Here is a 19464-nt window from a genome sequence, read left to right as displayed (position 1 = left end):
TCCGTAGAATTCAAACTCAATCACTCGATTGCACTTCCGTCACTGTTATCAATGTATTTTCTAAGCTTCTCGAGAGATTTCGCCTCTATCTGGCGAATTCGCTCACGGGTAACCCCAAAGCTCCGCCCGATCGTGTCAAGTGTCTGAGGTTCCTTGTCGTCAAGCCCGAAGCGCAGGGTAAGAATCTTTTGCTCATTCTCTGAGAGCGACGCAAACCATTTGGAGACAATCTCATACTTGTTCAGATCTTCAAGCAGCACCGCCGGTGAAACCGACGAGGTATCCTCTATGGTGTCGATAAGGAAATAATCGCTGTTCTCTCCCATGGGCCGTTCAATAGAATAGGTTTTTTTGAGTAGGACCATGAGTCGCCGAATGTATGCCGAGTTGACATTCATCTCGGTTGCCACTTCTTTGACCGACGGTTCACGGTTGAACCGATTGACCAACTCGCGGGTGATTTTGAGCATCTTGTTGATGTCATCGGAGACGTGTACCGGAAGCCTTATGGTGCGCGACTGATTCACCAGTGCCCGCTCAATGGACTGGCGTATCCACCAGGTGGCATAGGTGGAAAAACGACACTCCTTGGACAGTTTGAAGCGCTCGACTGCCTTGATGAGCCCCATGTTCCCCTCTTCGATGAGATCAAGGAACGGGAGCCCGCGATTGATATACCGCTTGGCGATCTTGACCACGAGACGCAGATTGGACTCTATCATCTTGTCGCGGGCGGCTTTATCGCCCTTTGCAATCCGGCTGGCAAGAACCTTTTCTTCATCGGCCGTGAGAAGCGTTGTTCTCTGTATCTCCCGGAGGTAAAGCTTGATGGCGTCGTCGAAATGCTCCACCTCGACGACTTTTATCTCTTCCTCCTGCTCTTCTTCCTCTTCCTCCGCTTCCTCATATTCGAAGGAAGTCGGCTCCTGCTCCAGGAAGTCGTCAGCTTGCCGCTCGACGCGTTCTTCAGGTTCTACGGCTTCCTTTTCGAGAAAATCATCCATGTTCTTCCCCGTTCAGCAAAGCAGACTTTACCACTTACTCTTCCGTGCCCCACCCGTACCGGCCCACCAATTTCACGAATCTGCAGCCGGTTACATTTTCTCTGATGAGCGAACCATCTTCCTGCTTGATTACCCTAACAAGAATCTGTTCGAACTGATTTCCCACCGGAATCACAAGCCTTCCTCCAGGAGAAAGCTGATCAACCAGTTTTTCCGGGACATCCGGTGCTCCGGCTGTGACAATGATAGCATCGAAGGGGGCTTCTTCCTCCCAGCCGATCGTCCCATCGGAAATTTTTATATTCACATTCAAGAGCCCAAGACTGTCAAGTGCTTTGCGCGCCTTGAGCGCCAACAGCCGGATCCGCTCTACGGTGTATACGCGATCCGCAAGGGTGGCAAGTATCGCTGCCTGGTACCCTGAACCGGTACCGATCTCAAGCACCTTCTCCTTACCAGAAAGCTCGAGCAATTCGGTCATGAGAGCAACCATGTAAGGCTGAGAGATGGTCTGCTTCTCCCCAATGGGAAGCGGAGTGTCGCTGTACGCTTGGGCGGCCATCGCCTCTTCGACAAAAACGTGACGGGGGACCTTAAGCATCGCCTCTATGAGGCGCCGGTCCTTCACGCCACGAGAGACAATCTGCGCCTCAACCATCCGTTTTCGTGCGATGTCGAAATTCATCCAAATCCCCTGTTTAAGCTGAAGTGCAGACTATAACAGAGCAGCTAAGTCCTGTCCAGCGTTAGGACAAGAGCACATTCAGACGCAACTTAAGCGTATAGTGCCACGATCTAATCCATCAGGAAGGAATTTCGGCGAAATCCCATGTTTTCAGCATAGTGAGGGAGGCATAATTGGTGAGATCGAGGCGTAGCGGCGTTATCGAAATCAAGCCACGCTTCACGGCGTGATAATCAGTACCTTCCAGATCACGGAACTGTAACGCTCCATTCCCGATCCAGTAATAATTGCGACCGCGAGGATCAGTTTTTGTGATGATCTTCCCCTCGTAATCCCTTTTCCCCTGGATAGTTACGACAGCACTTCCAAGCTGTCCCCCAGGAAGATCGGGCACATTGACATTCAGTAGGGTATCCCGCGGCAGTCCCCTGTCGGACACAATCCGAACGAGCCTGGCTGCAAAAGCGGCGGCGGCCATATAGTTATCCCCCCTGCCGCCGGTTACGAGCGACACCGCCAGCGCTGGAATCCCCATGAGGGTTGCCTCCATGGCAGCGGAAACCGTCCCCGAATAGGTAATATCGTCTCCCATATTGCCACCGCAGTTAATCCCTGACACAACTATATCGGGCCTTGATCCGAGAAGCGTATGGATACCGAGGTTAACGCAATCAGTAGGGGTTCCATCCACGGCAAAAACCGCCTGGCGTATCTCGGTGGCCCTCAGAGGATTGTGAAGCGTCAAGGCATGCCCCACAGCACTCCGCTCACGGTCTGGCGCAACAACGACCACATCCCCGACACTCCGCAATGCCTCTGCAAGTGCCCGTATCCCCGGAGCGCGAACTCCGTCGTCATTCGTAACAAGAATCTTCATTGTTCCCCCGAATGCCCATTCAGCAGGATGATAAAAAAATAGACGGTTTCGGACTTCGAAACCGTCTACGGTGAAAATGGTCGGGGCGACTGGATTCGAACCAGCGACCACCAGACCCCCAGTCTGGTGCGCTACCAGGCTGCGCTACGCCCCGATATTTGTTGCTGTTACAACATACGGCGAATTGTCTCCAACTCCTGCCGTACTTCTTTTACCAGCCCCAAGAGGCTGTTTACATCATTTGATTCACATACTGTGGTTTCGTGACTTTTTGAAGTTGCCTTTAACCTTTTGCGGGCACCTTCTATAGTGAGCTTCTCCACATAGAGGAGACGTTTTATCTCCAGAAGGAGCTCAATATCCTGTTTTTTGTAAAGGCGTTGGCCCGTTCTGCTTTTCGGAGGGCACAAATCCTTGAACTCAGTCTCCCAGAACCGTAGGACTGAGGTCTTGAGCGCTGTCAATCGCGCAACCTCACCGATCCTAAAATACTGTTTATCAGGAAGCTTCGCTTCCACCTTCCCTCCGGGGAAGAACCTCTCAGGAATTGATCGAGGACTTGAGAACCTGACTGGGCTTGAACGTGAGAATCCTGCGGGCGGAAATGATAATCTCATCGCCTGTCTGGGGATTGCGGCCACGCCGGTCAGCTTTTTCCTTCACGACAAAGTTACCGAAACCGGCGATCTTTATCTTTTCACCATTTTCAAGGGTTTCTTTGATCAGACCAAAGACCCGCTCAACAAGTTCAGCGGATTCTTTTTTTGAAAAACCCACCTTCTCGTAGATCTGCTCGACAATATCTGCCTTGGTCATATACTCCCTCAAAATCAATACGTTATCAAATATATCGCGTCCACCGAAGGCGACAGGATTTATAACACAGCAGTTCCAGATAATCAACCTGTTTTTAACGTATCGTGACCGCTAACTTTTTAACTAGAGTATCGACAATACGTTGATGCAGCGGTGTAACCTCGTTGTCGACAAGTGTTTTTTCATGGGAACGGTACCTGATTCTAACCGCAATGCTCTTGAATCCCTCAGGAACATGAGATCCCTTATAGTGGTCAAATATCTCGGCGCATTCCACCTCACGTATTCTCAGTCCACTGATGCACTCCACGATCGTCGATGCCGGAGTTTCATCTTTGATAAGTATGGCAATGTCGCGGAACGTATCAGGGAACCGGGAGGGCGGTTTAATGGCAACGTTGTCCGAACTCACCATGGCGAGCTTCTCAAAATCGAGGTCAAGATAGTAGACGGACTGATCAATGCCGAAATTGTCATGAATATCGGGATGGAGTTCACCAAACGAGCCGAGCAGTTCGTTGCCACAGAGGATCGAACATGCCTTGCCCGGGTGGAAATAGGGATCGAGGCGATCCTGGACAAACGCAACAGGTCCGATGGCAAACTCGTCAAGGATATGCTCGATAACACCCTTAACGTCATAGAAATCAACCTGATGCCGCTCCTGATTCCACCCCTCACGATAGCGAACGCCGGTCATGATTCCTGCAAGGTGGAGGGGCTCACGGGGCAACTCCTGCCCCTCCGCCGGCAGATAGACGCGCCGCAACTCAAAGAGCCGAAGCGTGAGCATGCGATAATTGATGTTTCTTGCAGCTACATCGAGAAGTCCGGGAAGAAGCGTCGTGCGCATCACCGACTGCTCTTCCACAAGGGGGTTGCGCAACCGCACAACGGAGCGACTGGGGTCGTCATGGGCCAAGAGAAGCTTGTCAAGGATCCCGGGAGCCATGAAGCTAAAGGTGATCACCTCGCTGAAGCCTTGCCCCACCATGACATTTCTCAGCTGTTTTTCGAGGCGCTGGTGGCGTGTGGGACGGTCGGAAAAGACCCGGGCCTTGGGCATGGTGACCGGAATGTTGTTATAGCCGTTAAGCCGTGCCACCTCCTCAACAAGATCGATCTCCCGCTCGATATCGACCCGGCAGGAGGGAACGTCGATGTCAAAGAGCTCCGGTTCAACCACGTTAACTTTAAACTCAAGGCGATTAAAGATAACTGCCATCTCATCGGCAGTTAACTGAATGCCAAGCAACCTGTTGCACTGGTCGACGCGAAACCTGACGGTGCGGCGGGACAAAGGACGGGGATAGACATCAATGGTCCCCGTGGCAACTCTCCCCCCCGCAAGCTCGGCAATCAACGAGGCGGCACGGTCAAGGGCCGTAACAAGGATGTCGACATCAGCACCGCGCTCGAAACGGTGGGATGACTCAGTGTGGAGACCGAGACGCTTCGAGGTTCTACGGATCGCAGACGGATTGAAATAAGCGCTCTCCAGAAGGATGTTGGAGGTCTCCTGACGAATCTCCGAGTTCTCTCCCCCCATGATCCCGGCCAGGGCAACCCCTTTCTCGCCGTCCCGAATCGTCAGGTCGGCCTCCGTCAGAACACGCTCCTGGCCGTCAAGGGTGGTGAAGCGCTCCCCTGCTGCGGCACGACGCACAACAATCTTACCGCCGGCAAGGAGATCGGCATCGAACGCGTGGAGGGGATGGCCGTACTCCATGAGGACATAGTTGGTGACATCCACCACATTATTGATGGAACGCATTCCCACTGCCTCAAGGCGCCTTACAAGCCACGCCGGTGACGGCCCGATGGAGCAGCCGGCAATGTAACGGGCCGTATAGCGCGGGCACAGATCGGAGTCTTCCACAATCACCTGAGCGCGCTCACTGATAGGAACGTCAGATTCCTTCACCGAGGGACGGGCATACTTGACGGTGGTGCCGAGCTTCGCGGCAATCTCACGAGCAATACCCACAACGCTCAGACAATCAGCTCTGTTAGGCGTTAGTCCAATCTCGAATATGGTATCTTTGAGGCCAAGGGCATCAAATACCGGAACGCCAAGGGGAAGGTCTGTCGGAAGAATGATGATCCCCTCGGACTCAGCGGCCAGACCAAGTTCCTTCTCGGAGCAAAGCATCCCGCAGGACTCCTCGCCCCTGATCTTGGAACGCTTGATTTTGAAATCGCCCGGCAGAACTGCACCTATCTGGGCCAGGGCAACTTTATCTCCGGCCTTGAAGTTCTGGGCGCCACACACGATGGCAAGCGTCTCTTTACCGTTGTTCACCCTGCAGAGGGAAAGTTTGTCCGCGTTGGGATGCTGGGACCTCTCCTCCACAACGGCCACGACGACCTCATCAAGTCCGCCCCCAACATGGCGAACTCCTTCCACTTCGAGACCAAGCATGGTCAGAAGATCCGAAAGCTCCTGGGGCGAAAGGTCGAAATCAACGAATTCCTTGAGCCAGTTGTACGTAACAATCATATTCTCACCCTATCCGGGACATAATCAGTATTGCTCTACCTGGAACGAATAATCCCGATGCACTGTAATTTCAGAACTGCTGAAGGAAACGGACGTCGTTATCAAAGAAAAGACGCAGATCACCGATGCCGTACTTGAGCATGGCGACCCGCTCAACCCCCATGCCGAAAGCGAAACCGGAAATGGTTTCCGGGTCATACCCCACATGACGGTACACCTCGGGATCGATCATGCCGGCGCCGAGAATTTCCAGCCATCCGCTCTCTTTGCAGACGCGACATCCTTTCCCCTTGCACATTACGCAGGCAATGTCGACCTCGGCGCTGGGCTCCGTGAAGGGGAAAAAGCTCGGACGCAAACGGACCCCTATTCCCTTGCCGAAATACTGATTCACGAAGTTAGTCAGAATCCCCTTGAGATCCCCGAAGGTCACGCCAGTATCGACCATCAATCCCTCGATCTGGTGGAACATGGGGGAATGGGTCGCATCGGAGTCGCAGCGATAGACCGTTCCCGGAGAGATGATCCGCACCGGCGGGGCATGCTTGAGCATGGTACGCACCTGAACCGGCGACGTATGGGTTCGCAGCAGGATGGAGTCATCCACGAAGAACGTGTCTTGCATGTCCCGGGCGGGATGGTCCTTGGGAAAATTGAGGGCCTCGAAATTATAAAAATCGAGTTCAACCTCGGGCCCCTCGGCCACCTGGAAACCGAGACCGGCAAAAATCTCCGATATCTCCTCGATGACCAGCGTTATGGGGTGTTTCGTACCATGGGGGAGCCTTCGACCTGGCAGCGTGACATCGAGCCGCTCCCGCTGAAGCCGCTCGCGTTTGCTGGAGTCGCGTACCTGGGCGAGAGTCTCATCAAGGTATGCCTCAAGCTGGTCTTTAACCGTATTGGCCAATTGTCCCACCACAGGCCGCTCTTCGGCAGAGAGAGCACCAAGTCCCTTCATGACGGCTGTCAAGGCGCCCTTCTTGCCAAGATATTTTATCCGCAGCTCCTGGAGAGCCTCTTCGCTCCCAGCCCCATCAATCTCTTTTAGGGCGGACTGAAGAAGTCCGTCGAGTTGTTCTTTCATAACGGGAACCCTTTACAAAAAAAGAAATGGAACGCTGAGCATCCCATTTCTTTTTTTATCCGGCTGAAATTTCCACTAAATCTGTGTTTTGGCGACGGAAGCGATCTCGGAGAAGCCCTGGGGATCCGATACGGCCAGATCCGCAAGCACCTTGCGGTCAATCTCGACACTCGCTTTTTTCAGCCCATGTATGAGCTTACTGTACGAAAGCCCATTAAGACGGGAAGCCGCGTTGATCCGGGTGATCCAGAGAGCACGAAAATCACGCTTCTTGACTTTGCGGTCCCTAAAAGCGTAGTTAAGTGCGCGATCCACGGCCTCGGTCGCGCTCCGGAACAACTTGCTCCGTGCGCCCCGGTATCCCTTGGCGAGTTTGAGCACCTTGTTTCGTCTGCGTCTCGCTTTGAAACCTCTTTTTACCCTTGGCATTACCTACTCCTTTTACTGATGAATTTTGCCGGATCCGCAAGGGGAGGCGCTTCCTCACGGTTCACGGACTTATAAAAACGGATACAGGAGACAGCCACACGAACCGACGTAATCGCTCCGGTCCCATATCAGCCCATAGCTCCTGGCCCAGTTTTTACTTATAGGGGATCAATCTGGCGATATTCTTCTGATCGACAGCAGCAACGATGGAGCTCGAACGGAGCTGACGCTTGCGCTTACGGGTCTTCGACGTAAGAATATGGCTGGTAAAAGCGCTATTTCTCTTGATTTTACCGCTGGCAGTCTTCCTGAAACGCTTGGCTGCGCCACGGTTCGTCTTGATCTTGGGCATTACTTTTCTCCTTTTCTATAAGTGTAACAAAATCTATTTTTTTACTTTGGGGGCGACTATCATGAACATGCTCCGCCCTTCCATCTTAGGTTTCATCTCGATGACAGCTATATCTTCAATCTCACTGGCAACCCTCTCAAGGGCGCGAACCCCGTATTCCATATGCGTAATTTCACGCCCCCGAAATACGAGAGTCACCTTTGCCTTGTTCCCCTCTTCGATGAAGCGACGCACGTGTTTGATCTTGAACTGGAGATCATGCTCATCGGTCTTGGGGCGAAGCTTTACTTCCTTAACCACGACGTGTGATTGCTTCTTCTTGGCTTCCTGCAGCTTCTTGCTCTGCTGATACTTGAACTTACCATAGTCCATGATCCGGCAGACAGGAGGAACGGCCGTGGGAGAAACCTCGACCAGATCAAGCTGCTGACTCTCCGCAAGTGCGAGAGCCTCATTTAATGGCATAATACCAAGCTGCTCGCTATTGGCTCCAACAACCCGTATCTCACGGGCTCTGATAGCTTGGTTTACATTTACGGTCGGCTTGGCTATGGCGCCACCTCCTATTTGAAGCGCTTGACGTCTTCGTTAATGAACACAACAAACTCCTCGGGCTTCATGGCCGCGAGGTTCGAACCATCACGGAACCGCGGAGTCACCGTCCCGGACTCCACTTCCTTGTCGCCAATGACGAGCATGTACGGAATCTTCTGGAGCTGCGCTTCGCGGATCTTGAACCCGAGTTTTTCGTTGCGGAAGTCCTTCCGCACCCGAATCCCGCTCGAGCGAAGCGCCTCGAAAACCTGGGCGGCATAGGACTGCTGATTGTCCGTGACGGTCATCACGATTGCCTGAACCGGCGAGAGCCACACGGGGAAATTACCAGCAAAATGTTCAATAAGAACACCTATGAAGCGCTCGATGGAACCAAGAATAACCCGGTGAACCATCACAGGGCGCTTCCTTTCACCATCTGCGTCGACATAGGTTAAATCAAACCGCTCAGGAAGCGTAAAATCGCACTGGATTGTAGCACACTGCCACCTTCTGTCAAGAGAATCGCGCAGTTTGATATCGATCTTCGGCCCATAAAATGCACCGTCCCCCTCATTAATCTCGTAGGGACGTCCGGAATCTTTCAATGCCCCGAGAAGCGCATTGGTAGCCCGCTCCCAATCTTCATCGGAACCGATGGACTTTTCGGGACGGGTGGAGAGCTCCATCTCGAATTCGAACCCGAAAATACCCATGACATCGTTGACAAAGGAAATGACACCCTTGATCTCGTCATCAAGCTGTTCAGGGGTACAGAGGATATGGGCATCGTCCTGAGTAAAGCAACGAACACGTAGAAGCCCATGAAGGACGCCGGCCCGCTCATGGCGGTGTACTGTGCCGAGTTCAAAGAAGCGGAGCGGCAGATCCCGATAACTGCGCAGATGCGACTTATAGATCATCATGTGGCTCAGACAGTTCATCGGCTTGATGCCGAACCCCTGCCCTTCCACCTCGGTGAAATACATGTTTTCGCGGTAGTTATCGTAGTGGCCTGAACGCTGCCAGAGATCAGTCTTAAGTATCTGTGGCCCCACAACGATGTCGTAACCGCGCTTCAGGTGCTCCTTGCGCTCGAAATCTTCAAGAATGGTCCGCAGCATGGCTCCGTTAGGATGCCAGATCACGAACCCCGCCCCAACCTCATCGGAAAACGAGAAAAGATCGAGCTCCCGGCCCAGCTTGCGATGGTCGCGGCGCTTGGCCTCTTCGATCCTTTCCAGATATGCGTCGAGTTCCTTCTTGTCGGCAAAGGCGGTTCCGTAGACCCGCTGGAGCATTTTATTCTTCTCGTCGCCGCGCCAGTAGGCGCCTGCAAGAGAAGTAAGCTTGAAAGCACGGCAGTTGGCCGTTGATGGGAGATGGGGGCCGCGACAAAGATCGATGAAATCCCCCTGCCGATAGAGAGATACAGTATTATCGCCAATGGCCTCAATCAGCTCAACCTTGTAGTTCTCCCCCATATCCCGGAAGAGCTTGATAGCTTCATCCTTGGAGAGAACCTGACGCTCCAGCTTGAGGTCAGACTTGGCGAGCTCCCTCATTCGGGCCTCTATTTTTTCAAGGTCTTCGGGAGTAAAGGCATGATCGACATCAAAGTCGTAATAGAAACCATTCTCGACAGCGGGTCCGATGGTGACCTTCGCCTGCGGGAAAAGCTCCTTGACCGCCTGGGCCATGAGGTGGGAGGTGGAGTGGCGGATAATCTCCAGGGCCTCAGGGGACTTCTCGGTTATGATCTCGACCCTGACGCCATCCACCAGAGGCGCCGTCAGATCGACAGCAACACCGTTGATTTTGCCGGCAATGGCGGCCTTTGCAAGCCCTGCCCCGATAGAGGCAGCCAGATCGCGCACCGTTGCGCCCGCAGTAAGAACCCTTTCCGACCCATCCGGAAGTGTAACCTTAATGTCACCCATCGCTGGCCCCTTAACACGAAGAGGCATCGAACTTCGATGCCCCTTCCACAGCCTCAGCTGCGAGTTCTTTGAATGGTAGGCGCGGGCGGTCTCGAACCGCCGACCTCTACCGTGTCAAGGTAGCGCTCTCCCCCTGAGCTACGCGCCTACAAGCAAAAACGAAATCTCTTGATACCAGCCATTCCCGGATAAGTCAAGGCTTTTGTCAGGTTTACTTGATTTTTGTTGCAGCAAGGAGAGTCAATGCTGCCGACTCAACCTCATCAACCGAAATCTCTGCCATACAGCGGGCATTGATGGGGCACTTCGACGTATAGCCGAAGGTGGTGCAAGGCGAGCACGGAAGGTGCTTGTTAATGACGATATGATTGTCTCCCCGCGGTGCCCATTTCTTTTCCCTCCCCGGGCCGAAAAGGGAAACCGTGGGAACGCCGAGGCCAACGGCGATATGGAGAATGCCGGAATCGCCGCTGACAAGGAGGGAGCTTCTTTCAATGATTGCCGTCGATTCCTGGAGCGACGTCCTCCCAATCAGATTCAGCCATCCGGTATCAGCGACAATGCGCTCCCCCTCCCCCCTGTCATCCTCCCCCCCGACAACTACCCCACTGACACCTTTGGCTGATAACCGTTTCGCAACCTGCCGAAACTTATCCGCCCCCCACCGACGTTCCGGAATACTGGCTCCAGGAAAAATCACAACAAAGGGTTTGTTAGCAAGTTCACCAAGAAGCACCTCAGCAACAGGCGCCGCAGGAGTAGGAACCGTCAGAAACGGCACAGAGGTTTGCGTTACAGCAATTCCAAGCGGGGTCAAAAGACGCAAAAAACTAGTCTCTTCGTAATCATTCTGCTCATAGTCAAGCTGATGCGTAAAAAGACGAGAACGCACATTTGTGCCGAAACCGATCAAAATCTGCGCCCGAGTCATACGCGCCACTACGGCCGACAACCGATGCCACTGCTCGGTATCTATTACCGCATCGTAGCTGCCGCGAAGTGCCATAAACAGTTCGCCATTATTGTCGTAGTGCAAAATCTCATCGATAACTGAACATAGTGTAAAAACCGCACCATTTCTCTTCTCAGCAAGAACCGTTATCCGTGCTTTAGGATACTTGTTCCTGAAGGAAAGAATCACTGGGATCAGGAGCACAGCATCTCCGATCCCGCCGGGGCGAATAAAAAGGACCGATCGGATTGAAGTCCCATGGCAACTAACAACCGGCGCCGGGAGCAAGGCTGCCGCTATCCGCCCGAGAATGGCATCCGTAGCTTTAATCAGTCGAAGGTTCATAAAAAGTCTTTGATCAGAGTTCATCCCTGTAGAAGGGATTTCCAGAAAATATCGGCAAAAGTTGTTCTGTTGTCTACAAACCCTGAAGACACAGACACATGAGAAACAACATCAGAGATCTTTTCTGGAGCTATTTTTTCAACACCTTCTATCGTTCCATAGCCGCCTAAATTATACGTAGGATGCCCGAGCATGTGACTTAAAAAAAGTGCTGTTGAACTAAAGCCAAAAACATATCTGTTATTTTTCAAGTCTTCGTCCAAAGAAATATTATTTTTAACAGTACATCGGAAATTGAAAGTTTCAGCTTGCTTGATTTTCTTGTCAAGCTGCTCATCATCGCGAAATCGGACTGTAACGCGACAGTTGAGTTTGTTCGCAGCCGCCTGTAAACCTTTATAAACAGCTAAACGATACTTATCATCTAAAAGACCAACTTCTTCCACTGAAGATGAAATAAATAAAATCCCCTCACCATTAACTTTCTGTGTATTGGAAAACAACCTTACTGAGTAGCAATGTTTGTCTTCAACCCAAGGTGAAAGCTGATGATAGGATTCTTCGCTCATGCAGTACAGCGTATCCCCGCGAAAAGGCAGATAACCAAAACATTCACTATTGTCAGGGTCGCAATGTGGATAACCGTGGGCAACTACATGGCAGGGGATAGCAGCTTTTTTACAGGCAAGGGTCAAAGCCGCCTCATACCAAAAAAAATCTCGCAACATAACAACTGAAACACAACTAAGTCGCGACAACCGTGTAGTTAATCCGGAAACTGTTTGCTCCGTCAATAACTCAAGGTTATCCCAGCCAGTCCAACTCAACATACGGTCTGTTCCGGTCAAAGCTTTCATACCTTGACCTAGAGCCTTACTCCACTCAGCTTTAAACAATGGGTCAAATAAGGACGCATAGGAATAACCCATACGCCTAAGTTGACGATAGTATTTTGCAAGCCCAAAAAAATTCAGAGTAAACGATTTTGAAGAATTGTGATCCTTCACCTCTTTTGCTAACCACGGGAAACTAAAAATTAAAGGCGCAGCAAGTAAGACCGAGGGTTTGTCAGATGTATTTTTGATTATCCGGGGAAGACCTCGCGACAGCAAATCAACAATTCTTCCGAAATGGATGGTTTGCCGCAAGTAGTTTATGTGCTGGTTGATGACGGCAGACCGTTGCAACAAATTCGCGCGAAGGTAATGGTCTAGCACAAAACTCGATAACGGCCAACGTTGGCAAAAATCGCTGTAACGGTCTTCAAACAACTGTGCGAAGTTCTCGTAATTCATTGATTCAGTCCTTCGATCGCTGAACAGAACCTGTCCATACACAGTTCCAGCGGGTGTTCAGAAGCAAATTCTTCGGCTTTTTTTACCAACGGTGCAATTTCAATTTGCTTTTCCAACAGACAACAGAGACGGCTATAAAGTCCCTGTTCATCATCCACTTCGGCAACCAGGGAATTTTCAATATCGTGAGCAAAACCTATTGCCTTAGTTGTCACCACCAGACAACCACAAGCAAAAGCTTCTAAAGCCATAAGGCCAAACCCCTCATGTCGAGACGGATAGAGAAAAAGATCGCTCTGTTTCATCAGGTCCGCAATCTGTCGCTCATCCACAAAGCCCTTATCAATCCAATCGATCTGCGAAGGCCTAATAGCTGGTCGATTCCCAACAGCAACCACTCCAAAAGCATGTGGGTATCTATCCGCCAGCTTTTTTACAACATTCAAAGCTAAATCAGAACCTTTGCGCCAATCATTTCTGATGAACAGCAGAAATGTCGGGATATGACCAGGAGCGAACGCAGGGTGAAGACGACCTTTACTATTGAAGAGAGTTAAATCGATGCCGTTTTCAACAACATAAGTGGCACCTATTCCAGTACGACCAATCTTACCGAGCAAGTGCTCTGAAACCACAATGACAGGAATCCGCAAAAAAGATCTCTCAACGAAATAAAGCAAGCGAATCAACGAACGAAAAACAAGCGAGCGATAATAACTAACATCCCAATCTTGAGCGTAATATATTACCTTTGTCCGGCCAAAGCGAATCCCAGCCAATACTGCCAGGGGAATTATATCAACGATCAACAGGTCGAAGCTAAACCTCCCCTTAAACAAATCCATCAAGGTAGCAGCAACTGAACTGCTCCCCGTAAGGCTAATTTCAACCCTATCATCCAAAGAAAAGGGAGTGGCTAAAGTTGCGGTACGGATAGTTACTCGATGGCCGCGCCGAGCAAGGGCATTCGCCTGGCAAACGACCATCTTGTCCCCACCGCGCCCAAGAAGGCTATGACGAAAAAATAGGATATGCAATGGTTTATGACGCAATTTCGCCACTAACCAGCCTGATCGTCCGGTCAGTTACTGAATTGAGTATCCTTTGATCATGCGAAACGAGCACAACTCCCCCGCCAGCTTCACAAAAACGTCTAATCCTCTCCAGGCATTTATTCCGGAACAACTCATCCGCCACCGAAAGGATCTCGTCAACTAAAAGAATTTTTGCCGGACTATGGAACGCGATAGCAACTGCAAGCTTTAGATACATTCCAGAAGAGTATTTTTTTACAGGCGTATCAATGAATTCAGCCAATTCAGAAAAATCGATAATGCTTGACATCTGTTTGCGAATATCAGAAAGAGACAACCCTATAATTGTCCCATTCATATAGATATTTTGTCTACCGGTCAAATCAGGATGAAAACCCGCCCCAACCTCAATCAGAGGTGCAACTTTCGCTGCTTGTCGAATATCTCCGGAACTCGGAGACGTTACACGCGCAACAAGTTTTAAAATTGTACTTTTCCCTGCTCCGTTTGGGCCGGTCAAGCCGACACATTCCCCTGGATGCAATGAAAAATTCACCCCTTTTAATGCCCAGAATTCGTCCTTATTTCGTAGATTAAGATCAGACCGGAGAAAACTGCTCAGGTCTTCGCGGATTGAACGATGGAATGCTTCTGCACGAGAATATTTTTTCCAGACATCAGAAAATATCAACAAGGCATCAGAGGACATCAGCAAATAACCTCTCAACCCGAACAAAAAGCTTTAACGTTATCCACAACGCGATAAAAGTCAAAACTGTAAAAAGAGTCAAAGTACCAAGATCTACGGGCTGACCGTACAGGGTACAACTTCGAAAGCCTTCAACAAAAAAAGTCATGGGATTAAGGTACAGAACGTATTTCAACGTTCCTTTAATTTGTGTTGTGCTGTAAAACACCGGCGTTGCAAAAAACCAGAGTTGCATAATGAAATTGATAGCAAGTCGTACGTCGCGGTAAAAAACATTTAAACAGGCGAGGATCAGTGAAACCGAAGCAATAAACAAAATCATACAAAACAGCAACGGTAACAAATAAAAAATATTGACAGTCAACGGAATGTCAAAAAATAACAATAAGAACAGATAAACAACAAATGAAATAACAAAATCGACTACTGCCACAGATATGCAGGAAAAAGGTATGATTTCACGTGGAAAATAGATTTTAGTAATTAACCCATAATGCGCGGTAAAACTGGGCACAGAGTATTTTATGGCAGAATCAAAAAACATCCATGGCAGAAGGCCTGAATAAAAGAAAACCGCATAGGGGTAGTTGGAAACTTGCGTTTTTAACACAAAACTGAAGACAAAAGTAAACAGCAGCATCATCGACAACGGCTGAATTACAGCCCATGCCGCACCAATCAGTGTATGTTTGTAACGCACTGAAAATTCGCGCCACACAAAAACCAAGAACAGATCCCTAAATTCCCATATTCGCCGAAAGTAGCTTATACGACTCAGTACGACCTTCAAAGCGCTTGGCGAAAAAACATTAGAGCCCATAAATTCCCCAACCAACAAGCAAGGTCCACGCTAAACCTGTCAAAAAAAGCATCGGATCTTTCATCAGCATATCGGTTGGATCACCACTTTGCCCTCGCTCAACGACAAGAAGGTAGCTAAATAAACCGAAACAGCAAAGTGGAACAGTATATATCAAGCGGTGTTGGGTAATGGCATAGAGAGTGTAAGTGACCAGCACCGCCGCGCCTGAGATATACATAAACCCCTCTAACGCTCCGGCGGGGTAAGTCTCCAACACTTTGCGATGGTCACAAGAAGCAGAGCCAAGCAGTTTCTTTTCACTCAGACGTTTGCCGCAACTCAGGAAGATCGCCAGCAGCAGTACGCTTAGAAAGAGCCAATCAGACACCTTGACGCCAAAGGCCGCGCCTCCGGCAAAAACCCGAAAAACAAATCCCGAGGCGATGCAGAAAATATCGAAGACCGGCTGATCCTTTAAACCGAGAGAATACGCGAAGGATACCCCCAAATACGCAAGCAACCATCCACAAAAAACAAATGAAACCGTATAACCGATGGCGATTGAGCCAATCAACATCACCAGCGCAAAACAAATAGCGGCAGGAATTGAAACCGATCCAGAGGCCAAAGGACGATGTTTCTTGCGTGGATGAACTCGGTCATTATCTCGATCGCGTAGATCATTGAATACATAGGTAGCACTTGAGGCGAGAGAAAAAGCCACAAAGGGGGCAACACCCTTTTGCCATTCTCCAGGCAGAAGCAGAACCCCTCCTAGAAATGGCGGAAAGAAAAGAATAATATTTTTCAACCACTGATGAGGACGTGCAAGCTGGAGAAAAGCGAGCAAATCAGCCCTCCTTATCACTGTTCTTCAGCTTACGAACCAATTTTCCGGCAGCTTCCCGGTAATAAGCATTATTAGGTGCATGTTCATAAGCCCTGCTAAAATAATCAGCAGCGTCTTGATGTTTACCCGTAGACAACAATATTTGACCAAGTCGGTACTCAAGGTAAGGGTTCTTTGTTTTTGTTATTAAAACCTGGTAAGTATCTAGCAATTCGAGCATAATGTTTTCGCTTTGTCCACCGTTATGCAAACGTTGTTCATCAATTGTTGCCAACATTTTTAGAGCCTCCGTGTCGGCAGCATTTTTATCGAAACAAACTTTCATCATTTCAGACCTGGCACCGGCTAGGTCCCCCTTCGCCATAAAAATACGAGCCTGATTGATATAAAGGAGCACCGATGCTGCTTTTAGTTGTTTCCCTTTTTGCAAAATTTGACTTGCCTGAGCAAGCTTGCCTTCATCAATTAAAGCAGTACCCAATTCATTGCTTACCACAGCAAATTCAGGAGACTTATTCAGACTGTCTGCATATAACTTGGCATTATCTTGCCATATAAAATTACGATTTACTGTCGCCATACTGATTGGCAATAAAAACAGCGACAAACCAATTAACATTATTTTTTGTAATCGCTGCGATGGGACGCTGGAGCCATAAAGAGCTACCCCCATGACAACAAAAGCACTCGGGAGATAAACATAGCGTTCAGCCAACGGGGTCCAGGCCAAGCCAATCAAAGCGATGAGAATGCCGGGCAAGATCAAATACCACCCCACCAGAATCAAGTCGATGGCAGGTCGGCGCAGAAAAAACAGCCAAATAGCAACAATAAAAATTACAATCCCCAGCCAGACATAGAGATCGCTAACCTGCATAATTGCAAAATTGAGCGGTAAAGGCGCGACAATCTTTTTCCCATAGAATCCTAGTACCTTGAAAAATACACGCACCGTATCGTATGCACTGTAATAATATTTGAAAATCAGACGATCCAAGTCCGCAGTCACACCGTAATACAACCAGCGAAGCGCGATGAAAGCCAAACCTCCGAAAAAAAACGGCATAAGAAGTACTGTAAGTGATTTAATCCGCCAAGAAGTCGGCGCGTCAACACTCCACCGCCAAAGCAAAAATGCGGCTGCAGGGATAGAAAACACCATAACTTCTTTGGAAAGGATGGCACAAAACAACAAAATGGCGGCGACAATTACCAAAATCAATCGACGACGCAAAGCGGACTGCAATAAAACTAAAGTGGCAGACAAGACAAAAAAAGTACCAAGCAAATCGGTTCGTCCAGATATCCAGTTAACCGATTCAGTTACGATCGGATGCAGCGCAAACAGCAATGCCCCGATCAAGGGCCATTCATTACCCTTTAGTTGCGGACCATGGAGAGAAACAAGTTGCCGGAGGATGAAAAAGATCAAGGTGGCACAGGCACCATGAATTAAAATGTTTTCGAGATGGTAGAAACTGACTTCCTGCCCCCAAAGCAGATAATCGAGACGAAACGTGAGCGACAACAGCGGTCGATAATAAAAACTTTGTCCAGGTCGAAACGAATCCAGCAAAGCTATGCTCGGAGATTCTTCCAAGTCATAAAGCATCTTTTGGTCATCCACCGAATTTAACCCGGCGAATATAGCCGGGTAATAGATGCCCAGCACTATCATCCAAAGCAGCATTACTTGAAAAGATTTACGAATGTTCATGGTTTGTGCCTTTTACCACATCAAGGAAATAACGCTCCAGGTCTCTACGCAATGGTTCGATTCGCTCAATTCGTCCCCCTTGCGCAAGAATGTGTTCAAGTGTCGCCTTGAGCTCATCAACAGCAACTAACCGCTCGATGGTTCTTTCCTCTGATGCGGCAAATGCCAAACTATACCCATCAATACCCTGGTCTAGAATATTTTCCACCCTGTCCAGTGCCTTTAGTTCACCACCCACTAAAATTCCAACCCGGTCGCAAACTATCTCAACATCGGCAGTGATGTGTGTGCTGAAAAAAATGGTTTTCCCAGCCTGTTTCAGTTCTTTAATCAAATCTTTAACCAGTGCCCGTCCAAGTGGGTCGAGGCCGCTCATCGGCTCGTCAAGAATCAGTAACTCTGGATCGGCAAGCATTGCCTGGGCCAATCCAAGGCGCTGCACCATCCCTTTGCTGTAACCACGAATGGGTCGATCGGCGGCATGCTCAAGTTCCAGTTTTGCAAGAACCTCTCCTGTTGAACAAGAGATGGCATTAGTAGACATCCCATAAGCATTCCCGACAAATCGCAAATATTCCCTGGCGGTCAAAAAATCATAGAACGAGGGATTTTCAGGCAGGTATCCCAATCTCTCACGGCTGACCGGATTTTCAACAGGTACCCCCTGGATAGTCGCACTACCTTCAGACCTTTTGATCTGCCCCGTCAATATCTTGATTGTGGTGCTTTTGCCTGCCCCGTTAGGGCCGAGAAAGCCGAACACCTCACCTTTACGGATCGCAATATTCAACCCCTTTAAGGCTTGCACGATAGTGTGTTTCTTGCCGCGATATGTTTTACCTAAATTGGCAATGTCAATTTCGATGTTATCAGTCATTTTTCCCACCTCTTTTGCCCGTTGAGCGGGCCATAGCCATCTGGCTGCTGGCACGGACCATGCCACGTTTGTCCAGAAAGAACTCACCACCATAGGGATCATCGGGAATCCTGGGGAGATATCCGATTTTAACAAGAACCTGCAAGTTCTCCGGCAATGCACCGTGCTCAGCCCGATAGCGTCGAACCGCGCTGTTCAGTGTTTGTACAGCGATAAGTGCTTTTAACCTTAATTCGTAAATAGTTCGCTCTTTCTTATCGGTACTCCGTGCGATCATATCGTGCAGAAACGCTATTCCCAAATCTTCGCGGCCCGATTCGTAAAAATAGCGCGCAGTCAAATTAGTTAACAACTCGTGACCTGAAAGCTTCGCTGCCCGCTGCATATAGGTAGCGGCAGAATCATACTCATGCAAGAAATAAGCTGCATTAAATCCGGCAAAATACGGCAGTTGCCAATCCTTGGTGCGATACTTCATGCCATAGTCAAGTAGATGATTGACATCGGAGGCATGGCCCACCTGCCAGGTAAAAGCAGCCTGCGCGAAATAATAAGCATCCATATTGTAGGGGTCGAGGCGAACTGAGGTGTCCTGTCAATAGTAGACACTCCCAACTCAAGCGGCGGCCGTGTTTGCGGAGAAGTTCATGGCAAATACG

At 49.6% G+C, this 19464-nt stretch carries 20 protein-coding genes and 2 tRNA genes; all 22 read right to left on the bottom strand.

The features are described 5' to 3' along the window. Positions 1-20 precede the first annotated feature (20 nt). Positions 21-1004 (bottom strand): sigma-70 family RNA polymerase sigma factor, encoded by a 984-nt coding sequence (locus KJB29_RS15810; RefSeq protein ID WP_215735362.1) that lies wholly within the window; start codon positions 1002-1004, stop codon positions 21-23. A 34-nt stretch (positions 1005-1038) separates the two neighbouring features. Next, entirely contained in the window at positions 1039-1689 is a 651-nt protein-coding gene (locus KJB29_RS15805) for a protein-L-isoaspartate(D-aspartate) O-methyltransferase (RefSeq protein WP_215735361.1), read from the bottom strand. 118 nt (positions 1690-1807) lie between these two features. Next, on the bottom strand, positions 1808-2566 hold the full coding sequence (gene surE / locus KJB29_RS15800) for a 5'/3'-nucleotidase SurE (RefSeq protein WP_215735360.1): 759 nt from the start codon (positions 2564-2566) through the stop codon (positions 1808-1810). Between the two features lie 77 nt (positions 2567-2643). Beyond that, positions 2644-2720 (bottom strand) — tRNA-Pro (locus KJB29_RS15795). A gap of 13 nt (positions 2721-2733) precedes the next feature. Next, positions 2734-3084, bottom strand: coding sequence for a MerR family transcriptional regulator (locus tag KJB29_RS15790; RefSeq protein ID WP_215735359.1), 351 nt, complete (start codon positions 3082-3084; stop codon positions 2734-2736). Positions 3085-3106: 22 nt separating this feature from the next. Further along, positions 3107-3382: an integration host factor subunit alpha gene (locus tag KJB29_RS15785; protein WP_004511650.1), complete on the bottom strand. Its 276-nt coding sequence runs from the start codon at positions 3380-3382 to the stop codon at positions 3107-3109. A gap of 94 nt (positions 3383-3476) precedes the next feature. Continuing rightward, positions 3477-5882, bottom strand: coding sequence for a phenylalanine--tRNA ligase subunit beta (gene pheT / locus KJB29_RS15780; RefSeq protein WP_215735358.1), 2406 nt, complete (start codon positions 5880-5882; stop codon positions 3477-3479). Positions 5883-5952: 70 nt separating this feature from the next. After that, positions 5953-6969: a phenylalanine--tRNA ligase subunit alpha gene (pheS, locus tag KJB29_RS15775; protein WP_215735357.1), complete on the bottom strand. Its 1017-nt coding sequence runs from the start codon at positions 6967-6969 to the stop codon at positions 5953-5955. Positions 6970-7044: 75 nt separating this feature from the next. Next, positions 7045-7398 carry a 50S ribosomal protein L20 gene (gene rplT, locus KJB29_RS15770; protein WP_004511653.1) on the bottom strand — a complete coding sequence of 118 codons (354 nt, stop codon included), beginning with the start codon at positions 7396-7398 and terminating at the stop codon, positions 7045-7047. Positions 7399-7552: 154 nt separating this feature from the next. Next, positions 7553-7750 carry a 50S ribosomal protein L35 gene (gene rpmI / locus KJB29_RS15765; RefSeq protein WP_004511654.1) on the bottom strand — a complete coding sequence of 66 codons (198 nt, stop codon included), beginning with the start codon at positions 7748-7750 and terminating at the stop codon, positions 7553-7555. 33 nt (positions 7751-7783) lie between these two features. After that, positions 7784-8302 carry a translation initiation factor IF-3 gene (gene infC, locus KJB29_RS15760; RefSeq protein ID WP_214187426.1) on the bottom strand — a complete coding sequence of 173 codons (519 nt, stop codon included), beginning with the start codon at positions 8300-8302 and terminating at the stop codon, positions 7784-7786. An 11-nt stretch (positions 8303-8313) separates the two neighbouring features. After that, the gene (gene thrS / locus KJB29_RS15755; protein ID WP_215735356.1) at positions 8314-10224 is read right to left on the bottom strand and encodes a threonine--tRNA ligase; all 1911 of its coding nucleotides are present in this window, start codon (positions 10222-10224) and stop codon (positions 8314-8316) included. A 73-nt stretch (positions 10225-10297) separates the two neighbouring features. After that, a tRNA-Val gene (locus tag KJB29_RS15750) sits at positions 10298-10372 on the bottom strand. A 63-nt stretch (positions 10373-10435) separates the two neighbouring features. Then, positions 10436-11380: a glycosyltransferase family 9 protein gene (locus KJB29_RS15745; RefSeq protein ID WP_343213572.1), complete on the bottom strand. Its 945-nt coding sequence runs from the start codon at positions 11378-11380 to the stop codon at positions 10436-10438. 161 nt (positions 11381-11541) lie between these two features. Continuing rightward, entirely contained in the window at positions 11542-12816 is a 1275-nt protein-coding gene (locus KJB29_RS15740) for an alpha-2,8-polysialyltransferase family protein (protein ID WP_215735355.1), read from the bottom strand. Then, entirely contained in the window at positions 12813-13877 is a 1065-nt protein-coding gene (locus KJB29_RS15735; protein WP_215735354.1) for a glycosyltransferase family 4 protein, read from the bottom strand. The genes KJB29_RS15740 and KJB29_RS15735 overlap by 4 nt, the downstream gene beginning before the upstream one ends. Then, positions 13858-14559: an ABC transporter ATP-binding protein gene (locus KJB29_RS15730; protein WP_215735353.1), complete on the bottom strand. Its 702-nt coding sequence runs from the start codon at positions 14557-14559 to the stop codon at positions 13858-13860. Before KJB29_RS15730 ends, KJB29_RS15735 begins: the two co-directional genes overlap by 20 nt. After that, complete coding sequence (locus KJB29_RS15725) at positions 14549-15379, bottom strand: ABC transporter permease (RefSeq protein ID WP_215735352.1); 831 nt, start codon at positions 15377-15379, stop codon at positions 14549-14551. Before KJB29_RS15725 ends, KJB29_RS15730 begins: the two co-directional genes overlap by 11 nt. Beyond that, the gene (locus KJB29_RS15720; protein WP_215735351.1) at positions 15369-16211 is read right to left on the bottom strand and encodes a decaprenyl-phosphate phosphoribosyltransferase; all 843 of its coding nucleotides are present in this window, start codon (positions 16209-16211) and stop codon (positions 15369-15371) included. Before KJB29_RS15720 ends, KJB29_RS15725 begins: the two co-directional genes overlap by 11 nt. A 1-nt stretch (position 16212) precedes the next feature. Next, the gene (locus KJB29_RS15715; RefSeq protein ID WP_215735350.1) at positions 16213-17928 is read right to left on the bottom strand and encodes a tetratricopeptide repeat protein; all 1716 of its coding nucleotides are present in this window, start codon (positions 17926-17928) and stop codon (positions 16213-16215) included. Further along, positions 17915-18805 carry an ABC transporter ATP-binding protein gene (locus KJB29_RS15710; protein WP_215735349.1) on the bottom strand — a complete coding sequence of 297 codons (891 nt, stop codon included), beginning with the start codon at positions 18803-18805 and terminating at the stop codon, positions 17915-17917. Before KJB29_RS15710 ends, KJB29_RS15715 begins: the two co-directional genes overlap by 14 nt. Beyond that, entirely contained in the window at positions 18798-19367 is a 570-nt protein-coding gene (locus tag KJB29_RS15705; protein ID WP_246561722.1) for a hypothetical protein, read from the bottom strand. The genes KJB29_RS15710 and KJB29_RS15705 overlap by 8 nt, the downstream gene beginning before the upstream one ends. Between the last annotated feature and the right edge of the window lie 97 nt (positions 19368-19464).

The sequence above is a fragment of the Geobacter grbiciae genome (genome assembly GCF_018531165.1).
Taxonomy (GTDB): Bacteria; Desulfobacterota; Desulfuromonadia; order Geobacterales; family Geobacteraceae; genus Geobacter; species Geobacter metallireducens.
This window is presented reverse-complemented; position numbering and strand designations above follow the sequence as displayed.